Genomic DNA, 18,207 nt, shown 5'->3' with positions numbered 1-18,207 from the left:
TATGCCTTAACAAGAAAACCACTAAATTAGTCTATCAGCTTATCTTGATTTTCTCTATGGGTTATTTGGTTTGATTTAGTGAATTTTTAACTTAAAAAGAAACCACCAAAAAAACGAGCGTTTTTCTGGTGGCACTGAAATTTAAAGTTGCAGATAAAAGGACCGCAGATCAATTCTATTCGCATTGTGTTGAGCCAGTGCGGGCCGAGCTGTTTATGAATCAGAGTCGGAGGTGCACTTTCGTGGCGCACCGGAATCGAGTTTAAAACACCCTTGTTCAAACAATAATATATCATTAATATACGGTTTGATTTGTTGATCGCAATAACGCGTATGGAAAGAGATACCCCATGATTATAAAGCCAAAAGTTCGAGGATTTATTTGTACTACTGCTCATCCGGATGGTTGTTTTAAAGCAGTTGAAGAACAGATCGAGTTTATGAGATCACAAACCCAGTTTTCCGGCCCAAAAAATGTATTGGTAATTGGCGCCTCTACTGGCTATGGCTTAGCAAGTCGCATCGCCGCAACCTTTGGCGCGGATGCAAAAACAATTGGTATTTTTTATGAAAAACCAGCTGAAGGTGAGCGTACAGCTTCAGCTGGCTGGTATAATTCAGCAGCTTTTGAACAAATTGCTCATCATGCTGGCCATTATGCTAAAAGCATTAATGGAGACGCTTTTTCCAAAGATATTAAGTCACAAGCCGCACAATTAATTCGCAAGGATCTCAAGCAAGTCGATTTAATCATCTATAGTCTGGCCACGCCACGCCGTGTCCACCCTGTAACTGGTCAAGTGTATACATCAGTATTAAAACCAACCGAACACGCATTTTCCGGTAAAACGGTGGATATTTTTCGTGGTGAAGTAAAAAACGTCACAATTGAACCTGCCACAGAGGAAGAAATAGCTCATACCGTTGCTGTAATGGGTGGCGAGGATTGGGAAATGTGGATTGATTTTCTTGCTAAAGAAAACTTATTGGCAGATGGCGTTCTGACGGTTGCGTATTCGTATATTGGTCCTGAATTAACCTATGGTCTATACAAGGAAGGTACGATAGGTAAAGCAAAAGTTCATTTAAAAGCAACTGCAGACAAGTTAAATCAAAAACTGGAGTCTATTCACGGACAAGCGATGGTTTCTGTTGATAAGGCAGTGGTTACTCAAGCCAGTGCCGCGATACCTGTTGTGCCGCTTTATATTTCAATCTTGTTTAAAATCATGAAAGAGCAGGGTACGCATGAAGGGTGCATTGAGCAAATGTATCGTTTATTTAATCAGCATTTATACTCGGCCAATCCACTTACGCGTGATGATGAAGGATATATACGCATCGATGATCTCGAGATGCAGGACGATACCCAGGAAAAAATTAGCAGGCTCTGGGAAAATATCACCACTGATAATTTAATGCAGGAGACTGACATCAGCGGTTATCGTGAAGATTTTTACCGATTATTTGGATTTAACATGCCTGGAATTAATTATGATGCAGATGTTGACCCGGTGAGAACGATAGAATCGATATAAACTCGCTGGGGACTGGACGATAAATTCAGTGGCAAATAAAGTGGGTTCATTTGCAACTAATGTGGGCCAAGAATGAATTTCATTCGCAATTAATTCGGGCCAACTTTATGCGCTGATTGCGAGCCGATGTGTTTATGAAAGCGAGCCGTTACAATTAACTATTGGTTTTGTAGGCTCATATTTGACACTACCAAGGATAATTGCTAACGGGTTTTACATAGGCGCGGTGTTAATTGGTGGATATTATTTCGCACGGGAAGCTATAGAAGAATTTTTCAAAGAACATGAAATCGGTATTGAGTTTTTGATGTCTACCGCTGCTATTGTTGCTGGTGTGATGGGACAATGGGCAGAATCGGCAACACTGGTTTTTTTATATTCTATTTCTGAAGCAGCAGAGGGTTATGCTGGTGAAAGGGCGCGACATGCTATCAGAGTATTGATGGAACTTGCCCCAAAATCCGCATTAGTCCGACGTAATAATAGCGAGTTCCTAATACCTTTAGAAGACATTCAAATTGGAGATGAGTTTATTGTTCGTCCTGGTGAAAGCATCGCTACAGATGGAGAGGTCATATCTGGACATTCTAGTGTAAACCAAGCGCCTATCACGGGTGAATCAATTCCTGTTGAGAAATTTGTGGGAAATAAAGTATTTTCTGCAACTATTAACGGCGAGGGGACTCTTACTATTCGCGCTACCAAAAAATTTGCTGAGAACACGTTATCTCGTATTATTTTTCTTGTTGAAAAAGCACAGGATAAAAAAGGTCGCAGTCAACGATTTATAGAGCGTTTTGGCAATCTCTACAGTCCATTCGTTCTTTTAGCAGGGGTACTAATAGCTACCCTACCTGTTAGGACTTGAAAACAGATGGCGCTGTGCTTGAATTATTTTGCAAATGAACCAACAATAAAATGCAAATGGATTTTGATGAAACCGAATTAAATTGCAAATGAAATTAGTTTTGAACCCGAATTATTTTGCAAACGGAACTCTCTTTGATCGTTCAAAAATTTAACATGCACAAGTAAATTCAATAAAAACCCATTTTAATACTTTCATTAGTAGAATAATGGAGTAATTTATACGTCCTCTTCCTGATCAGAAAGATCCTTCGATAATTCCATCTCCAACTCCTCTATAGTTGGTAATAATGTTTTAATTTCCTTGGGTAAGGCTTCTGTCAGTTTATATTCAGCAAGGCCAATAGGCTTTGTCATATCTCTTAATGTATATTCAGCGAGAACACCAACTTTTGATCGGCATAAAATCAAACCAATGGAGAGGTTGTCTCCAGGTTGGCGCAGGAGATCATCAACAGCGGATAAATAAAAATTCATTTTACCAGCATATTCTGGTTTAAATTTACCTGATTTGAGCTCGACCACTAAAAATGATCGAAGTTTTATGTGGTAAAAAAGCAGATCAATATAAAAATCTTGATCTTCTACTTGAAGATGATATTGACGACCCAGGAAGGCAAACCCTTCTCCGAGCTCAAGCAAAAACTTCTCAATATGAGCAATAAGGCCTTTTTCTACCTCTCGCTCATGGGCATCATTGCCAAGACTTAAAAAATCAAAAAGATAGGGGTTTCGAAGTGTAGCTTTTGCAAGCTCAGAGTGAGGCGCTGGTAACTTGGTATCAAAATTGGTGACAGCCTTTCCTTCCCTTTGATATAAGTTAGTTTCAATTTGCATTGATAACACATTGCGTGACCAGCCATGCTCCTTGGCTTTCTTTATATAAAATTCCCGTTCCCTTTTATCAGATACTTCATACATTAATGTTATATTATGTCCCCAAGGTAATTGGTCAATAGCCTGTTGACCAATTGCTTCAAAACTGTATTCCTGCGCAAAACGCTTCATGTATTTTAGATTTTGTGGACTAAACCCCTTCATCTCTGGGAATTCAGATTGCAGATCGCGACTGAGTTGCTCAATGATTTTTGAACCCCAACCATGAATTTTTTGCGACCTTAAAATTTCACTACCAATATGGTGATAAAGAAAAATCATTTCCCGATTGACAGTGAGAACAGCGTTATAGCGCGAGTTTGTGACGCGTGATTTTAAATCATCTAAAAATTTCTTGTAATTGTCACCTGTAATTTTTTTGTCCATAACTTTATTCTTTAATTGATTTAAACAATGACATTAGCATGTACCAATGCCTCTTGAATTTCAGCAACCCTTAATTCAGGAAGCTTGCCAAGAAACCATTGATTTATTTCTCTTTCAGAAGTGTGTAGAATTTTAGCCAATGTACCAATTCGATAACCGGAGCGGGCATATCGTGATTCAAGAATACTGCCAAGCGGTTTTAAAACCTGATCAATCACTTCTTTATTAATGGGTTTAACCCCTGCTGAAAAACCAATTTCCAATGCTCGATTAAAATGGGAAATAATCTGTAGCGGGGTGATAAGGTGCTCGGTCAGATGAGTTAATGCTTCCTGAGTAATCACATCCCCCCATTTTTTATCCTTGGCAAGACATTGGGTAATTGCCCATTGTAAGTACTTGTCTTTTTTACCAATGATTTGTTCATCCAGATCGATAACATAGGCTCGAGAACCAATCTCCTCCATTTTAGCTGAGCGAATGGTATTCTTCAGTTTTGGCTGTCCTGCCAGGATAATGGTTAATGTTTGTCTGCTTAATTTGGCCATCTCAGACAGTTTTTTTAATGCAGATAGAGTGTTTCCGTGTAAGTCTTGTGCCTCATCTATGAACAAAACAACGGGCTTGTTATTGTCTTCCATTAATTTTACAAGGTGCCGATCACGCGTTTCATAACCAGTAGGTGAAGGTTTATCCGATTTATTGACATCGATTAATAGTGCAGTCAACAAGGTTTTAACGTTAACTCCTTCTCGATCAGAGCTGTAGGAATAACTAACAATACACTTCCCCTCTTTTTTCAAATCATGCATCAATTCATTTATAAAAGTTGTTTTTCCTGATCCCACGGTTCCACTGACGGCAATAAGACTTCCATAACTCAAAGCAAGATTTTTTATTTTTTCATGCAATCGCTTGATTTTGTCAGTCGCATAAAAACCTGCTTCGGATAATGGTTTGATAAGACTATATTCTTCCAGTGCATCTAAAATCATAATTATTCCTCTTTGGCGACAAGTTTTAATGCCATGTATTCGTTTAATTGAGTAATTAACACATCGTGTTCCATAGATTGTTGCGTCAAAGTATCAATGAATTGTTTTTGTTGGGTAGTCAGTAAACTTAGTGGCTTGCCAAGATGTTGTGCCAAAGCCAATTTAGCTTCCAGTGATGAATTATATTTTTTGACATGGCCAGGCAATAAATTAATATTAATATTTAGTGGGGCTTGACCTGTCTGATTTTCAAAAGCAGGCAACCGAAGTGAAATATGTTTGGATAACTCCACAATATTGTCTGCTGCTTGTTCCTTTTCGGACTTTTTATGGTGATTATATTCTCCAAATGGAGTTGCTACCTCAACTGGCAAAAATGGGCCATATTCTTCATCGCGGTATTCAATATGAATACTCCCATGATCTCCCGATATTAATAAAAGCACCTCCTCCCCTGCAAATTGTGACGACAGCTGATAGTGAATATTATTAAACTGAACCGTTGCATCACTTTTTACTTGTCTTTCAACAGGTTCACGGAGTAACAAACTGTACTGCTCATAAGAACAAATACTTAAATCAGCATGTACTGGTAGATTTGTTTTCCAAACCTGGTATCGGGTTAAATTTTGTGAGCGATGTTTTTTGTTGGCAATCTCCGTCGCAAATTGCCTTAGATAACTGTTTCCATGTTCCAAATCTCTTGGTAGTTCAAATTGGTAACAGGGTTCGACCATTGATTTGATCGAACGATGCAACCGCTCTGCTTTACCTTTAGCACGAGCCGTTGTTTTTCTGCCACCTTTACCACGGGGCAAGTGTGTTAGTATCTGTATGCCAAGCTTAGTCATGACACGCATGAATAACCTGCTTTTTACAAAACTGGCATTATCGGTATAAATGAAATCAGGAATTCCGTAGAGTTCGGGTTGATCCCCTCTCATTTTTGAAAATGCATGGTAGAGAAAATCTAGCGCTGTAAGCGTATCTTCTCCTTCAGCAAGGTAATATCGTGAATAAACCAATCCACTTTTATCATCTATTACTGAGTACGCCATCACCCGTCTGGGATCATTCGGATTTTGAGAGGGTAATCGATGCAATTCTGATGGGGTAATATCTAATTGCCAGCATTGATTGCTGTAGGATGCCTCAAAGTGGTTTACTACAGGTTCTGAAAGGATATCCTCTGGAGAAATAAAATAATGATTAAGATAATTATTAATTGTTGATACTTTAAGTAAATTTTTAGGTGCTTTGATAATTCTGTTTTTTAGCAAAACCCCATCGTTTTCAATAAATTGAATACAACGTTGGGTGGAAATTACATGTTTATTACCATTTATGGAGCGAATTTTCATTGCAGCAATAAGTTGGCAATAATAATGCAGTTCATCATCTTTTATAATTCTTGGACACCCTTTGTCTTTGCGCGTTAGCCGATCTTTTGGATGTAACATCAATTTTTTCAGTTGCCTGTAAACTGTAGTTTCAGACAATTGATAACGCAGAGCTACTTCATTAACGAGTTCTCTACGAAGCTTCCCATTATGTGGTAAATTGGTTATTTTTTCATCAAGACGGTACAAAATTTCTAAAGGGATTTTACTCACTATGGGTTATCCTTCACTTCGATTCCATTTTTCTTTAACCAGTGATGTAGATTTCCTACAGAAGTTTTATATCGTTTGGCAATGAATACTCTGGATGAACCATTGTTAAGTAAAGCTACAATCTCATCTTTATATTCATCAAGCTTGCTTTTACCTGTTCCTTTAGGGCGCCCCATAGGCAGCCCTTTTAGTTTTCGTGCCCTTAAGGCTTCTGAAGTTCTTTTAGAAATAAGATCGCGCTCTATTTCACTGGCTATTGAAAAAATCATTCCAATAATTTTACTTTGTATGCTGTTGTCTAATCGCCATTGACCTTTGATGGCATATAAATTGATTTTCTTCTCAAGGCAATGACTCATGATTTCCATGCATTCAAGCATACTACGACCAAGTCTTGAGAATTCACTAACAATTAAATGATCCCCCTCCGACATCGAATCAATGATTGAGCCAAGCTCGCGTTTTTTCCAATGAATGGCACCAGAGATTTTTTCTTCAACAAAATGCACTTTGCCAAGATTATTTTCATTGGCAAAAAATAAAACATCCGATTTGTTTTTACCTAGATCCTGGTCGACAGTAGATACGCGAAGATAGGCAATGGTTTGTTTATTCAAAATTTGTCAGAAATAAGTGATTTCAATATAAACCCATATTATACTATTTATTTTGATATAAAAAGCACCTTTTTACCTTTGATATTTGAATAATTTTATAAGCTAATTTAAAGGATCGTTTATTTTGTATGGTATCTCCCGTTTGCAAAATAATTCGAGTTCAAAAGCAATTCTATTGGCAATTTAATTCGGTTTCATCAAAATCCATTTGCATTTTATTGTTGGTTCATTTGCAAAATAATTCAAGCACAGCGCCATCTGTTTTCAAGTCCTAACAAATAGGGCAGGGAATCGTATTAATACTCGGAATATATTTCGAATATGCCAGCGAGTTTTAAAACAAGTGCTTGCACTTTTACCAGAGAATGAGCGATTTGAATTTACACCTCATAAACTTCGGCATACTTTTTTGAAAAAAGTAACAGATAAGCATGGAGTGCATTTTGCTCAGGAACTTAGTGGCAATGTTTCTATTAAAGAAATTTTTCGTTATGCGAAACCCAGCCAGGATGAGATGCAAACTACTATTGAAGAATTATTTCAATAAAATATAAAAAGGAAAGCCATGACTCAAAGTAGATTAAATAAGAGCGATTTTTTTGGTTATACAAAATCATATTGGTCTTAATACTTATGTAAAAAAACGAGAGTTAAGCAAGCCAACAAGTTTAATCAGCACCACCGCATAACCTATATGCTGATTAGGACATATGATGATTTGCTTTATAAAACCAGTGTCGTCGTAACCACAATGCCACCCTCACGAGTGAAATTAGCACAGGAACCTCAACAAGGGGGCCTATAACTGTTGTGAATCCGATGGCTGAATTAAGTCCAAAGGCAGAAATGGCGACAGCAATAGCCAATTCAAAATTATTACTGGCCGCCGTAAATGAGGTTGCCGTTGTTTTTTCATAGCTTGCACCGATGATTTTTCCCATTGTAAAACTGACAAGAAACATCACAATAAAGTAGAGACTCAACGGAATGGCAATACGAATCACATCAAATGGAAGTTGTAACACCATCCCGCCTTTCAAAGAAAACATTGCTAGAATCGTAAACAACAGGGCAATCAGAGTAATGGGAGAAATTTTGGGTAAAAAAGTGGTTTCATACCAAACAGGCCCTTTTTGCTTTATCAATACAAAACGAGTCAGAAATCCCGCAAAAAAAGGGATACCAAGATAAATAAAAACACTTCCCGCAATTGTCATAAAATTGATGTGAACTATTTGCCCAGTCATCCCGACCAGGGGCGGTAAGACTGTTAGAAAAAACCAGGCATAGACACTAAAGAAAAGCAATTGAAAAATACTGTTAAATGCCACTAATGCCGCGGCATATTGATTATCTCCTTCGGCCAGTTGATTCCAGACAATCACCATGGCAATACACCGCGCCAAGCCAATGAGAATAAGTCCGGCCATGTATTCGGGATAACCATGTAAGAACAAGATGGCAAGGCCAAACATGAGAAATGGTCCAATAATCCAGTTTTGAATCAATGACAACAGAAGAATGCGCCAATCTTTAAACACCAACGGCAATTCTTCATATTTAACCCGGGCCAAAGGAGGGTACATCATTAAAATCAACCCGAGTGCAATGGGAATATTGGTGGAGCCAATAGATAAGGAATTGATAAATTGCGGTGTTCCAGTAAAGAGCGAGCCGATCCCCACACCTGCAGTCATGGTCAGGAAAATCCAAAAGGTTAAATACCTATCTAAAAAAGAAAGGCGCCCTGTCCTGCAAGTGGTCATAACAATTCCTGGTCTATTCGTGATTTAAGTTGATTAAATACCGCCTCAAATGCAGCTTTGATTTCAATCTCGGTTCCTTTTGATTTAGCAGGATCCGGGATGCTCCAATGAAATTTCTTGGGTTGACCTGGAAAAATAGGACAGTTCTCACTATTCGCCTGATCACACACTGTAACGACCAAATCAATAGCTTGTGATTTAAATTCATTCCAGGATTTACTGCGTGCTGCGTTACATTTGATTCCATGATGAGCAAGAGTTTCAATTGCTTTGGGATGCACGCTTCCAGTAGGAACGCTACCTGCGCTAAAAGCCAGATAGCGACCATTAGAGTATTGGTTAGTTATCGCCTCCGCCATAATGGAACGACACGAGTTACCGGTGCACAAAAACAGTAACTTAAGGGGTTTAGGGTTCATTATCCGCAACACCCAGATGTTTTTGATTTTGTATCGCAGCAAGCGGTTGGGGTATTTTTATCAGGCATTGAACAAGAACCCTCTGCTACTTTTTCTCCAGAAAAAAACTGAGCATCCTCCATAGTATGATAGGCTTCCCATGCGATTCCTGAAGGGTCACTTACCCATGATTTCTCCGATTTAGCATAACAACAAGTCGTCTCGCCATCACTATGGGTAGAAATATTGGCTTGAGAAAACTGGTTTCTCAGTGCCTCTAATTCGGTGGCATCATCCACCTGAATACCTAAGTGTTCTACACCCTGTTTTCCACGAGTTGAAATTGCAAAATTAATGCGTGGGTCATCCAGCATCCATTTGGCATAATCGGATTTTACTTTTACTGGATCGGCTCCAAATAGGGCATTATAGAAACGAATGCTTTCAGCAAGATTGTCAACGCCAATATGAATATGAAAACGTTTCATGACTTACTCCTTTTTAGAATTACAGCAATCATTTATTTCAATAACCAGACAATTGTTTGTCCCGGGTTGTTGAATTAGAACTTGTTGTTTACTGCAACAGTCTTGAACCATGAATGAGATAAAATCGCGCATTAATTCAAAATTTGCAGAATAAAATACAAATCGTCCCTTACGATAAGAGGACACAATTCCGGCGTTAGATAAATGGCTTAAGTGAAACGATAAAGTATTGTGTAAAATACCCAACTCATCGCCAATGGCGCCTGCTGATAACCCTTCTGGCCCTGCTTGAACAAGCAATCGAAACACTTGTAAACGGGTTTCTTGTGAAAGGGTATCAAATATTTTTAGTGAGTTTTTTATGTCCATACTTCTAGAATAGTAGAATAATTGGAATGAGTCAAATGATAATGCCAAGCTGTTTAAAATTAATTTTGCTTTCTGATAAGTACGCCACTTAATTCTGTTCCAGCCGAAACAGTATTAAAAACAGTTCCATATTTCTTAACGTTATCATGTAGTAAATCGAGTCGCTGATCAGACTCCGTGGTATCAACGATGATTTCATACGTTATAGATTCCATCTTTGGTGGTATGTCCTGCCTGACTCCGTGAATTTTAACTTCAACTCCATGCAGTTCAAATTTTAAAAGAGGAGTGACTCGCTCAATCCCTTTAATCATACAAGCAGAAACTGCAGCTAATAGGAGTTCTGCTGGATTAAATGCATCTGGGTTTCCGTTTAAGTTGGTATCGAGACTAATCGATGCATTTTTGCAGTACGCAATACTGCCTTCAGAATTTACGCGCTTGGATACTACATCAAAGGTCATTTTTTTGGTTGTTTCTGACATGATTTTTCCTATATGTAAGTCACTTTCAGATGAATTTTAATGCATGGTTCGCAACAATATAAGGATTAATAACTCTAAAATAAATTAATGGCGTGGTAATCAAAACCAATAGGACAACATCTACAATAGCTTCAATGGCTGTTGGCAATACAGGTAGGATATAAGCGAACAACAACATAATAAAATACTCTGCCACGGCAATGATTACCGCAATACGTAAAATAATATGTTTTTTAGTCATTGTATCAATTGTCTTCTCATGAAATGTATTATCAGTATATGAGTTCATTATTCTTAATGAATTTGTAATTTTTCACCCGGATTTTAATATTGTGGTGAATAGATACATGTATTTTTACATATACTGCCAGCCATTAACATCAAAATTAGCGCCTGTAATAAATCCTGCATCAGGTGATGCCAAAAAGGAAACCACGTTGGCTACTTCTTCAGGTTTGCCTAAGCGACCTATGGGGATCTGGGCAATGATTTTTTTAGGATTATTGAGCTAGGATGTATTCTTTTTTTGATTGTGATCAAGAACTACTTGAAAAAGTTACAACATCAAACTTTGTTGATGCTCGAGCCTACCTTGATGAAGAGGGGGTTTACATTATTTCTGAGCTTTGGAATAGCCATTACGGATGGTGAGTTTATCTGAAATATTCAGCATTTCCTTTATTTCTATAGGGTTAATATTCTGGATTTTCATCTATCAGGATTTAATTATTTAGAATTTATCTGTTAAGAATTGGGTCAGCATACCTTGAAATATAGAACTTAGTGCTATATAATTACACCATATAATAAAAAGAAATATGGAATGTTATTTTGCGGATTTTTAAAAACAAATGGTTTATTAAATTTGCAAAGAAAGAGCGTATTTCAGATTCTCAATTATGTAAGTTAATAAAAGAAATTGAGAAAGGGCTAATCGATGTTGATTATGGTGGTGGAGTTATAAAGCAAAGGCTTGGCAGAGCTAACCAAGGAAAGTCGGGTGGGTATCGGTGTATTATTTTATATCGATATAAAGATCTGGCCTTTTTAGTGTATGGATTTCCAAAAAATGAACGTGACAACATAAGCCAGGAAGAAGAGCAAATATTTAAAGATTTATCTTCGCAGATGCTTAATTTTTCTGGTGATGACATTGAGCGATTGCTCCAATCAGGTGCACTTGTGGAGGTACAATATAATGAGCACAAATAAAACATATAAAAGTGAGGTTTTTGAGGCTGTACATGAAACTGTTGTTGATATGTTTGATGCGGGTGTTATTGATAAAAAAACAATGCGACAATTTGATCGCGCCTGTTTAACTCCGATACATGAATTTTTACCTGTGGAAATAAAAGCATTGCGTGAACGAGAAAATGTGAGCCAACCCATATTTGCGTATTGTCTTAATGTATCTAAAGATCTTATTAGTCAGTGGGAGAGGGGGCTTAAAAAACCCGCGGGTACTTCTTTGAAATTACTTTCTTTAATAGAAAAAAAAGGACTAAACGCTATATTATAAGTAATTGATTAAACCAAAGGCGTTTTGGGTCAGCGGATTTTCATAGGTGAGTTTGGTTTGTGGTAGTCTCATTTGTTATAAGTTAGATTTCCCTAGCTGTTTTAACAGATATTCCAATCCTAACTCAAAATCCCCTTTACCAAGTATGCTGTCAATAGTCTTACCTTTAAATGAATTAGCTAAAGTTAAAATTTTAATATTCACCTCTTCAAGCTGATTAGTATTTTTTTCAACCTGAGCAATGAGTTTTAATTCTTCATTTGTGGGATTTTCATTGCGCCATTTTTTACATTGTTCGAAGAATACCCAATTATCAGCATTTTGAGCGCTGTGTAGTTTAATGATTCGCTCAATGGTCTCGCTATCAAGCACATGGGGTTTTGATTGGACTTGGTTTAGATTATTGAGTTGTTCAAGTGATGCTTCAAGTTGGCCTTCACTCATCTCAACATACAAGGGCAGCATATTCAGACCATACCAATTTGCGTCTTTATTCATGGTTCTTTTCTTTGGAACAAGGAAGTGGTGATTAGACCCTAATTAAACAGCAAAAACAACATGAGGCCTTATGTTCATTAACGTGATTTAGCATCAGGTGTTGTTTGCGCCAGATCATCCAGTCGTAAATTGGTTATTCCAATTGCAGCGGCGCATTGCAAAAAGAAGGCAAATTGAAAAGCACCACGGCTCATTTTATTTAATATACTGGCGTGAGTTTCGTGTACATCAATTGTGTTGAGTAGGGTAACAAGTTGCTCATAACTGATGTTGCGTCGCTTTAATTCGGCTTTAAGCATTCCAGAAGCTAATTTATTCCAGTCTATAGTACCCAATAGAAATCCTCTGAAAATATCTTTAATAAAATTATTATCTCAAATACGATATAAAAATGTCAAATATGGCTTGCATTGAATACCGTAAGTGATATAATTATACTGTATTCGATATATCATATTTTACAAAGGACATTAAAAATGATTAGAGAGATTGTGCGAAAAACTTCTTTACCAATTTATTTTGTTTTGGACACCATCCGGCACAAGCGTGGCCAACGCAAGATGATGGCATACTCCTTGAAGAATAGCCGATGCACTTAATTTTAATTAATACTTTTGGTAGGTATGTTGCGCCAAAATATAGGTTTTTTGAGAAACTCTTTATCGTCTAGCACACCACAATATAAAGATGGAGAACACAATGAAAATAAGATTCATGTTAATGAACGCAGTTGCAGTATCAGCCATTGTTTTAACAGGATGCAATACGAGTGATATCAAAGCGACTATGGGGAATGGAGATGCAGTATCAACAACTAATAACCGTCATATAAAGCCAATCAGCTCTGAGCAAGTAAAGATATATCATTCAAAATCTTCAATGCCAAAACACCATACTGTTGTTGGTAGAGTCTCTGCTTCAAATTATAATATGATTGGAATGACCATTTCTCAAGAATCGATAATGGCCGAATTAAAAAAACAAGCGGCCTCAATGGGTGCGAATGGAATTACTCATATTACAACAGGACTTGCTCAAACTACTGCCGAAGCAATTCTTTCAAAATAATTTAAAAACCATTTTCATTTTGAGGCCTTCTTTGAGGCCTTCTTTGAGGCCTCGACCCATTTCATCGTAAGAGGCCAAGTATAATCATACCAGCGGCCACGAGTGTAAGCGCTGATGCGGCAAGGTTAATCATGGCGATCCGTTCTGTGCGTCGCAATGCCCCACCTGCATGAGACAGCAATTTTTCTATATCATTTTGTATGGTTAAAGCGGTGGATCTTGCACTTTCCTCTAGTACGTTTGCCATAGTTTCTTTAGCAGCAGCAAGAGACGCATTCAAAATTCGTTCAGATTTTTCTTTTGCCTCATTTCCCCAGCGTAAAGCGATCCCCTCTAAATCCTCTTTGTACTGATGGAGCATGAGTTGTTGTGTTTTAGCGTTGTCTTCCATCAGTTTGGCATTCATGGTCTGCAATATAAGAATTGGATCGTTTCGTCCAAGGACAACCCCATGTTTTATGGCAACCTCGTTAATGAGTGATTCGAATTGATCGGCCATTACATTACTACCGCATTGGTTAGTTGATTAAAAAGTTCGTCTCGCACTATTTTGAGGCGTTGCCTTGTCATGATAGTTCGAGCGGGTGAAGCGATGGCTTCGCTAAAAGTAAGACGTTCTTGAAGCATTTCGGTTACATCACGGCCAAAAGTCTCTTCTTTAAGTGCCGGTATATGAATTATTGCGGAAATCTTTTCTTTGTTTTCTTTGTAGGTTTTCATTTGTTCGAAGTCTTTACCTTCGTGTTGCACTGGTCCCCAGTAAGAGTTTAGCCAAACTACAAATAAAGCATTTTCTGGGAACTGGCTGGCAAGTTGTGAAAAACCATTCACAGTGTCTTGCATGGCTTGCCCACCCGTAATGACGGTATGAACTACCAGCTCATGCCCCATTTCAGCCAACAGTGAAGGGATGTTGCTGCTGATTAAGTAATGTGACAGTGGTACGAAGGAGCTTGCTCCATTGTCAATAATGACGTCATGGGTTGTTGGCGCAATCAGTTCAATGAGGTCATCAAAGTGACGAGAGTTAATTTCATCGCCATCCATTATGTGCAGTCGGGTAACATTCAGTGCTTTATAGCCCGAAAAAGTGGTGTTAACCGGATCGGTATCGATACAAAGAGGCTCTTCCCCCTCGTTTTTCATATACTGCGCCAGTGTTGATGCTACGAAGGATTTTCCTACCCCTCCTTTTCCTTGCAAGACCATATTAATTTTAGCCATTAAAATAATTCCTCTGCATTGGGTACTGGATTAAAGGTAAAGCCTGACAGTGTTCCTGGTTTCGTTGTTTTTTTTGTGTGGTCGTCTGGTAATTTGGATTTATTGTCCTTTGATGTTTGGGCTGCATCGGGTTCAACTTGAGGGGTTGGTTGATTTGCTTGTGGCCGGCGAATTTGGCGATTCACATAATTCAAAAAGGTGTCATAACCAAATTCAATTCGCTTTAACTCATGCATGTTTTCCCACACGGTTTTAACTGGATATCCCACATCAAGCGCTTCTTTTATATCAGCTCGAACAGCTAAGAAGGCCACCAAATTCTTATTGCGAGGTGTTGATTTTTTTTCCTTGACCCACTTGGCCAGCTGGTCTGTATAGGATGTTCCCATATCAATTAGTTACCTGTTATAAAATCAATTAAATGTCAATTTCATGTCAACTAACATCGGTTCAAATTCGATTATAAACCTATAAACCTCTTTTTTAATATGACTTACGCTAAAATAATTTTTTCCTATAAAAAACAAGGATAAATCGAATGCACCGTGGTATTATTTCTTGGCGTAATGGATTTAAAAAACAGGGCAAGATAGGTGAAGATGGCCACCCAGCGAGCTGGGTATCCATTTCACATTCTTCCTTATTCGCACCTTCGGTGCTCAACGTAATTCTTGCTCTAGCGAGGCTAACGGCTGCCGCCGTTTTAAGGTCAGGACAAAGTTTAAAAAAGGTATTGCGATGAACAACAGCGACACAAAACCCAGCAGAAAACACGCCCGACGGCTTCGAATTCCCGTACTTCCAGAGGAAGAGCAAATAATCAAAGAAAACGCGGCACATGCGGGATTGGCCACCGCTGTATATCTTCGTCGTTTGGCTCTAGGTTATGAACTAAAGAGCGCCATCGACCAACAGCACATCATCGAACTTTCTAAAATAAATGCTGATTTAGGTCGCTTGGGTGGTCTGCTCAAGTTGTGGCTTACCAATGATGAGCGGCTAGCTCATATTGAGCCCAAAACAATAACCGTCGTATTAGAGCGTATCAAAGCAACCCAGGCAGCCATGCTTGAAGTAGTGAACAAGCTATGAACTTCTTTATAGCCCAAAGTGCGGTAGGGAGTTAAGACATGATTGTCAGACACATTCCAATGAAAGTTATTAGGAAAAGTAACTTTGCAGGACTCATCCATTATATGACTAATGAGCATGGCAAACAGGAACGTGTTGGCGAAATTCGCATTACAAATTGCCAGAGCAATGAGATTGAATGGGCAATCCATGAAGTACAGGCAACGCAAGAACTTAATCAGCGTGCAAAAGGTGATAAAACCTATCATCTTTTAATTTCCTTTCCTGCAGGAGAAATTCCATCAGCTGACGTATTAAAGGATATTGAGCAGAGGGTTTGTTCTTCCGTGGGTTTAGGGGAGCATCAACGAATTAGTGTGGTGCATTATGATACCGATAATTTTCATATTCATGTGGGCATCAATAAAATCCATCCCACGGGTTATACCCTGCATGAGCCATATCTTGCCTATAAAAAATTGGGTGAGATTGCCACACTGCTTGAAATCGAACATGGTCTGCAACGGGTGAATCATATTCCTCATAAGGTGGGTTCTGAGAATCGAGCGGATGATATGGAGCATCATGCGGGTATCGGGAGTCTTTTAAACTGGATTAAATCTGAGTGCATGGAGCAACTTAAGGCTGCTAATAATTGGTCCCAGTTTCATCATGTATTGGCGCAACACGGTCTTGAACTACGAGTGCGTGGTAGTGGTTTAGTGATCGTGGATGGTTTAGGAATTGGTGTTAAGGCAAGCTCAGTATCACGTGATTTTTCTAAAGCGAAGCTCGAAAAAGTATTTGGGTCTTTTGAAAACAATACATCGACTCATCCAGACTTCATACCTCCCGTAGCAAAAAAAGCAAGGGTTGTAAAAGTGGGGCATAATCCACCACCGCGTAGTCAAAATCGTTTGTATAAGCTTGAACAGCTTGAAACACTTTCTATTGAGCAAGGCATTCATTATTCACTCAAACCGGTTCACATGAAAATAAATACCTCGATTCTTTACGCCAGGTATCAAGAGGAACAGAACCACGCCAAATTTAATTGTGCCTCTGAGCTTTCTCATGCCCGCGCACGGAAAAACCAACTAATCGAATCAGCGAAACGAGGCGGTCGGTTAAAGCGTGCAGCAATTAAGTTGTTGCGTGGAACTCCTGTTACCAAGAAAGCTCTTTATGCTCTGACCAGCCAAGCAGTTCAATCCAATATTGAGGAAGCAAGAACGAAGTATGCGAAAGAACGCGAATCCATTTACCTTAAATATCAGCGCAGCACCTGGGCTGATTGGTTGAAATTAAAAGCCCTAGAAGGCGATGCCGATGCGCTTAATGCACTGCGTTCTCGTGAAGTGCGCCAAAACCTTAAAGGGAATGTTGTTACGGGGCAAGGAATGCAAAGTGGTGAGCCTAACCTTAAGATAAAAAACGATAATATTACTAAAACAGGAACCGTCATTTATCGCGTGGGAACTTCTGCGATTAGGGATGACGGAGAGCTGATTAATATGTCACGTGGTTCTTCCGAAGAAGGAATTGCGACCGCCTTGCACATGGCCATGAATCGTTATGGTGAATGCATTACTGTCAAAGGAAGTGATGTGTTTAAAGAGCAGGTCGTTACTGTTGCAGCACATTTAAAATTAAACCTTAGGTTTGATAACGAACAACTTGAGTTACAACGTCAACAGTTAATAAAAAACCCAAAACCAAAGGAAAAAAACCATGAATCAAGAAGACAATCTGACCTTAACGGCAGAGGAGCAAATCGAGGCAGTAATGAGAACTTTGGATCAATCAGAGTCATCAACCCTGACAGCAGAAGAACCAGAAGAAAATCAAGTTCTGGCGGGACACCCAAGCCCTACCTTGGGCGCATTGGACAGCAACCGCCGCCCGAAAGTAAAAACCGTTTGCGAGACTTGTCCCAACTCGGTATGGTTCAGTTCTCCAACCGAAGTGAAGTGTTATTGCCGAGTCATGTACCTGGTCACCTGGAGCACCAAAGAACCCAATCAGATGACGGGCTGCGACGGAATGTATCTAGGCCAGGAGCAGTAAATTTTATTTCGGATGCTGCAGACAAATACATTGCTGAGCGTGAATTAAAGCGTCAAAAAATAGCCGACATTCCTAAGCATAGACGGTACAATAAAAATGATGAGGGGCTTATGCAGTTTGCAGGGATTCGTCAAATCGATGGTGAACTGCTGGCTCTTTTAAAGCGAGATAATGTTATTGTGGTATTGCCCATTGATTCGGACAAGGCTCATCGAATGAAGAGGTTGTCTGTTGGTGAGGTGGTCAAATTAACTGCAAAAGGTACTATTGTATCAAGAGGACGGAGTAGGTAATGCTAAATTTCGCTCAAAGGAGAATTGCTGCTTTAATACGGCATTTAACATTTTAAATTTTATTG

At 38.8% G+C, this 18,207-nt stretch carries 23 protein-coding genes and 1 pseudogene; 8 read left to right on the top strand and 16 right to left on the bottom strand.

The annotated features are described in order from the left end of the window. The first annotated feature begins 350 nt into the window (after nt 1-350). Nucleotides 351-1,538 carry an enoyl-ACP reductase FabV gene (gene fabV / locus Q0495_RS00625; RefSeq protein ID WP_298622012.1) on the top strand — a complete coding sequence of 396 codons (1,188 nt, stop codon included), beginning with the start codon at nt 351-353 and terminating at the stop codon, nt 1,536-1,538. Between the two features lie 181 nt (nt 1,539-1,719). Beyond that, nucleotides 1,720-2,406, top strand: a complete 687-nt coding sequence (locus Q0495_RS00620; protein WP_298622010.1) for a hypothetical protein — start codon at nt 1,720-1,722, stop codon at nt 2,404-2,406. A 218-nt stretch (nt 2,407-2,624) separates the two neighbouring features. Here the strand turns inward: Q0495_RS00620 and Q0495_RS00615 are convergent, their stop codons facing one another. The 4 genes from Q0495_RS00615 to Q0495_RS00600 are packed head-to-tail and all read right to left on the bottom strand — an operon-like array spanning nt 2,625 to nt 6,893. Then, entirely contained in the window at nt 2,625-3,668 is a 1,044-nt protein-coding gene (locus Q0495_RS00615) for a PDDEXK nuclease domain-containing protein (protein WP_298622008.1), read from the bottom strand. 20 nt (nt 3,669-3,688) lie between these two features. Further along, nucleotides 3,689-4,663 (bottom strand): AAA family ATPase, encoded by a 975-nt coding sequence (locus Q0495_RS00610; protein WP_298622006.1) that lies wholly within the window; start codon nt 4,661-4,663, stop codon nt 3,689-3,691. A gap of 2 nt (nt 4,664-4,665) precedes the next feature. Further along, nucleotides 4,666-6,276, bottom strand: a complete 1,611-nt coding sequence (locus Q0495_RS00605) for a DDE-type integrase/transposase/recombinase (RefSeq protein WP_298622004.1) — start codon at nt 6,274-6,276, stop codon at nt 4,666-4,668. Continuing rightward, nucleotides 6,276-6,893 (bottom strand): recombinase family protein, encoded by a 618-nt coding sequence (locus Q0495_RS00600; protein WP_298622003.1) that lies wholly within the window; start codon nt 6,891-6,893, stop codon nt 6,276-6,278. The genes Q0495_RS00605 and Q0495_RS00600 overlap by 1 nt, the downstream gene beginning before the upstream one ends. Before the next feature lie 343 nt (nt 6,894-7,236). Between Q0495_RS00600 and Q0495_RS00595 the strand changes: the two genes are divergently transcribed. Next, nucleotides 7,237-7,440: a hypothetical protein gene (locus tag Q0495_RS00595; RefSeq protein ID WP_298622002.1), complete on the top strand. Its 204-nt coding sequence runs from the start codon at nt 7,237-7,239 to the stop codon at nt 7,438-7,440. A gap of 154 nt (nt 7,441-7,594) precedes the next feature. Here Q0495_RS00595 and arsB read toward each other — a convergent pair whose 3' ends face one another. The 7 genes and pseudogenes from arsB to Q0495_RS00560 form a co-directional block, all read right to left on the bottom strand. Next, nucleotides 7,595-8,659 (bottom strand): ACR3 family arsenite efflux transporter, encoded by a 1,065-nt coding sequence (gene arsB / locus Q0495_RS00590; protein ID WP_298622000.1) that lies wholly within the window; start codon nt 8,657-8,659, stop codon nt 7,595-7,597. After that, nucleotides 8,656-9,078, bottom strand: coding sequence for an arsenate reductase ArsC (locus Q0495_RS00585; protein ID WP_298621998.1), 423 nt, complete (start codon nt 9,076-9,078; stop codon nt 8,656-8,658). The genes arsB and Q0495_RS00585 overlap by 4 nt, the downstream gene beginning before the upstream one ends. After that, nucleotides 9,078-9,545, bottom strand: coding sequence for an ArsI/CadI family heavy metal resistance metalloenzyme (locus tag Q0495_RS00580; protein ID WP_298621997.1), 468 nt, complete (start codon nt 9,543-9,545; stop codon nt 9,078-9,080). Before Q0495_RS00580 ends, Q0495_RS00585 begins: the two co-directional genes overlap by 1 nt. A gap of 3 nt (nt 9,546-9,548) precedes the next feature. Next, on the bottom strand, nt 9,549-9,914 hold the full coding sequence (locus tag Q0495_RS00575) for a helix-turn-helix transcriptional regulator (protein WP_298621995.1): 366 nt from the start codon (nt 9,912-9,914) through the stop codon (nt 9,549-9,551). Nucleotides 9,915-9,973: 59 nt separating this feature from the next. Next, nucleotides 9,974-10,399, bottom strand: a complete 426-nt coding sequence (locus Q0495_RS00570) for an OsmC family protein (protein WP_298621993.1) — start codon at nt 10,397-10,399, stop codon at nt 9,974-9,976. Nucleotides 10,400-10,424: 25 nt separating this feature from the next. Further along, a complete protein-coding gene (locus Q0495_RS00565) occupies nt 10,425-10,640 on the bottom strand; it encodes a hypothetical protein (protein ID WP_298621991.1) in 216 nt (71 codons plus the stop codon). A 114-nt stretch (nt 10,641-10,754) separates the two neighbouring features. Continuing rightward, nucleotides 10,755-10,889, bottom strand: a pseudogene (locus Q0495_RS00560) (SDR family oxidoreductase); the annotation flags it as partial. A gap of 341 nt (nt 10,890-11,230) precedes the next feature. Between Q0495_RS00560 and Q0495_RS00555 the strand changes: the two are divergent. Further along, nucleotides 11,231-11,611: a type II toxin-antitoxin system RelE/ParE family toxin gene (locus Q0495_RS00555; RefSeq protein ID WP_298621990.1), complete on the top strand. Its 381-nt coding sequence runs from the start codon at nt 11,231-11,233 to the stop codon at nt 11,609-11,611. Continuing rightward, the gene (locus Q0495_RS00550; protein ID WP_015444995.1) at nt 11,598-11,921 is read left to right on the top strand and encodes a DNA-binding transcriptional regulator; all 324 of its coding nucleotides are present in this window, start codon (nt 11,598-11,600) and stop codon (nt 11,919-11,921) included. Before Q0495_RS00555 ends, Q0495_RS00550 begins: the two co-directional genes overlap by 14 nt. Nucleotides 11,922-11,996: 75 nt before the next feature. Here the strand turns inward: Q0495_RS00550 and Q0495_RS00545 are convergent, their stop codons facing one another. Then, nucleotides 11,997-12,419, bottom strand: coding sequence for a hypothetical protein (locus Q0495_RS00545; protein WP_298621983.1), 423 nt, complete (start codon nt 12,417-12,419; stop codon nt 11,997-11,999). A gap of 77 nt (nt 12,420-12,496) precedes the next feature. Next, nucleotides 12,497-12,754: a DUF6471 domain-containing protein gene (locus tag Q0495_RS00540; RefSeq protein ID WP_298621981.1), complete on the bottom strand. Its 258-nt coding sequence runs from the start codon at nt 12,752-12,754 to the stop codon at nt 12,497-12,499. Nucleotides 12,755-13,118: 364 nt separating this feature from the next. Here Q0495_RS00540 and Q0495_RS00535 point away from each other — a divergent pair, with 364 nt between their 5' ends. Next, a complete protein-coding gene (locus Q0495_RS00535) occupies nt 13,119-13,487 on the top strand; it encodes a hypothetical protein (protein WP_298621979.1) in 369 nt (122 codons plus the stop codon). A gap of 61 nt (nt 13,488-13,548) precedes the next feature. On the opposite strand, the gene Q0495_RS00530 is transcribed toward Q0495_RS00535, so the two are convergent. The 3 genes from Q0495_RS00530 to Q0495_RS00520 are packed head-to-tail and all read right to left on the bottom strand — an operon-like array spanning nt 13,549 to nt 15,100. Then, nucleotides 13,549-13,986 (bottom strand): conjugal transfer protein TraM, encoded by a 438-nt coding sequence (locus tag Q0495_RS00530; protein ID WP_298621977.1) that lies wholly within the window; start codon nt 13,984-13,986, stop codon nt 13,549-13,551. Next, a complete protein-coding gene (locus tag Q0495_RS00525) occupies nt 13,986-14,711 on the bottom strand; it encodes an ArsA-related P-loop ATPase (RefSeq protein WP_298621975.1) in 726 nt (241 codons plus the stop codon). The genes Q0495_RS00530 and Q0495_RS00525 overlap by 1 nt, the downstream gene beginning before the upstream one ends. Next, nucleotides 14,711-15,100, bottom strand: a complete 390-nt coding sequence (locus Q0495_RS00520; RefSeq protein WP_298621973.1) for a TraK family protein — start codon at nt 15,098-15,100, stop codon at nt 14,711-14,713. The genes Q0495_RS00525 and Q0495_RS00520 overlap by 1 nt, the downstream gene beginning before the upstream one ends. Before the next feature lie 349 nt (nt 15,101-15,449). Here Q0495_RS00520 and traJ point away from each other — a divergent pair, with 349 nt between their 5' ends. Continuing rightward, nucleotides 15,450-15,803: a conjugal transfer transcriptional regulator TraJ gene (gene traJ, locus Q0495_RS00515; protein ID WP_298621972.1), complete on the top strand. Its 354-nt coding sequence runs from the start codon at nt 15,450-15,452 to the stop codon at nt 15,801-15,803. A 38-nt stretch (nt 15,804-15,841) separates the two neighbouring features. Beyond that, nucleotides 15,842-18,142, top strand: coding sequence for a TraI/MobA(P) family conjugative relaxase (gene traI, locus Q0495_RS00510; RefSeq protein ID WP_298621970.1), 2,301 nt, complete (start codon nt 15,842-15,844; stop codon nt 18,140-18,142). The last annotated feature ends 65 nt before the right edge of the window (nt 18,143-18,207 follow it).

Source organism: uncultured Legionella sp., assembly GCF_937871865.1.
Taxonomy (GTDB): domain Bacteria; phylum Pseudomonadota; class Gammaproteobacteria; order Legionellales; family Legionellaceae; genus Legionella.
Note: the sequence above shows the minus strand (reverse complement) of the source record. Positions and strands in the feature narration are given on the sequence as shown.

Bases quoted from the DNA above. Each gene is read 5' to 3' on its own strand.
- fabV (WP_298622012.1), top strand. From the start codon at position 351: ATGATTATAAAGCCAAAAGTTCGAGGATTTATTTGTACTACTGCTCAT.
- Q0495_RS00615 (WP_298622008.1), bottom strand. From the start codon at position 3,668: ATGGACAAAAAAATTACAGGTGACAATTACAAGAAATTTTTAGATGAT.
- Q0495_RS00610 (WP_298622006.1), bottom strand. From the start codon at position 4,663: ATGATTTTAGATGCACTGGAAGAATATAGTCTTATCAAACCATTATCC.
- arsB (WP_298622000.1), bottom strand. From the start codon at position 8,659: ATGACCACTTGCAGGACAGGGCGCCTTTCTTTTTTAGATAGGTATTTA.
- Q0495_RS00585 (WP_298621998.1), bottom strand. From the start codon at position 9,078: ATGAACCCTAAACCCCTTAAGTTACTGTTTTTGTGCACCGGTAACTCG.
- Q0495_RS00580 (WP_298621997.1), bottom strand. From the start codon at position 9,545: ATGAAACGTTTTCATATTCATATTGGCGTTGACAATCTTGCTGAAAGC.
- Q0495_RS00575 (WP_298621995.1), bottom strand. From the start codon at position 9,914: ATGGACATAAAAAACTCACTAAAAATATTTGATACCCTTTCACAAGAA.
- Q0495_RS00570 (WP_298621993.1), bottom strand. From the start codon at position 10,399: ATGTCAGAAACAACCAAAAAAATGACCTTTGATGTAGTATCCAAGCGC.
- Q0495_RS00565 (WP_298621991.1), bottom strand. From the start codon at position 10,640: ATGACTAAAAAACATATTATTTTACGTATTGCGGTAATCATTGCCGTG.
- Q0495_RS00550 (WP_015444995.1), top strand. From the start codon at position 11,598: ATGAGCACAAATAAAACATATAAAAGTGAGGTTTTTGAGGCTGTACAT.
- Q0495_RS00545 (WP_298621983.1), bottom strand. From the start codon at position 12,419: ATGAATAAAGACGCAAATTGGTATGGTCTGAATATGCTGCCCTTGTAT.
- Q0495_RS00535 (WP_298621979.1), top strand. From the start codon at position 13,119: ATGAAAATAAGATTCATGTTAATGAACGCAGTTGCAGTATCAGCCATT.
- Q0495_RS00530 (WP_298621977.1), bottom strand. From the start codon at position 13,986: ATGGCCGATCAATTCGAATCACTCATTAACGAGGTTGCCATAAAACAT.
- Q0495_RS00525 (WP_298621975.1), bottom strand. From the start codon at position 14,711: ATGGCTAAAATTAATATGGTCTTGCAAGGAAAAGGAGGGGTAGGAAAA.
- Q0495_RS00520 (WP_298621973.1), bottom strand. From the start codon at position 15,100: ATGGGAACATCCTATACAGACCAGCTGGCCAAGTGGGTCAAGGAAAAA.
- traJ (WP_298621972.1), top strand. From the start codon at position 15,450: ATGAACAACAGCGACACAAAACCCAGCAGAAAACACGCCCGACGGCTT.
- traI (WP_298621970.1), top strand. From the start codon at position 15,842: ATGATTGTCAGACACATTCCAATGAAAGTTATTAGGAAAAGTAACTTT.